We start from the raw sequence: 1145 nt of genomic DNA, 5'->3' as shown, positions 1-1145 counted from the left end.
GTAAAACTGAAAGCCGTATCCTCATCCGCAATTTGTCCGGTGATAACATGATTTATCGCTGGTGTATCATTGGTTCCCGTCAGTTTAATCGTAATGGCATCTGTCTTGGTTGTGCCTGCGCCCCTTGAATCTGTAACCGTTATCGGGATCACAATGGTTTTTGGCTCACCTTGCGCCAAAGTCTGATAAGCCGCGTCGCCCGGATCAAAACTCCAGTGACCATCTGGAAGTAACGTAAACCCTGCCACTGTTGAAGTCGTGGTGAACTCAAAAGGACCATTACTATCCGGATCATAAACATGGAGTTGACGACTGAAAATAGATTCATCTTCCACATGCTGACCGACATAGCGTCCACTGACTTCCGGCGCATCATCAGTACCAACGATGGTTATCGTCAAGCTACTGGTCGTACTAGAACCACTGCTGTCTGTCACTTTGATTGGAATAATTACATCTTGCTGTTGGCCCGCTGCTAAATGGTTGTAGGCATTATTTGAGCAATCGAACGAATACCGACCGTCAGCATGTAGGGTAAAGCCGGGCTCTGAGGAGGTGGTACTGTAAGTTAGCAGATCGCCAACATCAGGATCTGTCGCAGCCAGGTGGTCATGGAAAACCGGCGCTCCCTCATGGACTGTCGTTGAGACTGGTGTCATCACTGGTGCATCATTGACATTGTTAACGGTCAAATCAAAGGTGGTCGATACCTGAGCACCATGTTCGTCTGTCGCGGTGACCGTGACTGGCGTGCTGCCCACATCGCTGTTGGTTGGTGTGCCACTGAAGGTGCCAGTCGTCGCATCAAAGTGCAGCCAGGTTGGCAATGTGCCTGTTGATAGTGTCAGAGTATCGCCGATGTCGATATCGGTGAACGTATCTGAAGGCACAGTCAAACTGAATGCCGTGTCTTCGTCAGCAACCGCACCACTAATGGCATGGTTAACCACCGGACCATCGTTCGTGCCCATAATGCGGACCACTACATCACGGCTGGCACTGCCATCCGCTGAGCTGACCGTGAAACGCTCAACAATTTCCCCCTGACCATTCAGGCCCAATGCTTGTATCGCTGGGTTGCTGTTGTCTGCGCTGTAGGTCCAATGGCCCTGCTCATCAATACTGAAACGGCCATACTGACCCGT

At 50.7% G+C, this 1145-nt stretch carries 1 protein-coding gene; it reads right to left on the bottom strand.

Annotated features, from left to right (window positions below; genetic code table 11):
* The coding region (locus ACWYU8_RS21975) for a VCBS domain-containing protein (protein WP_457521845.1) at positions 1–1145 on the bottom strand (1145 nt) is incomplete at both ends.

Source organism: Vibrio limimangrovi (genome assembly GCF_054064025.1).
This window is presented reverse-complemented; position numbering and strand designations above follow the sequence as displayed.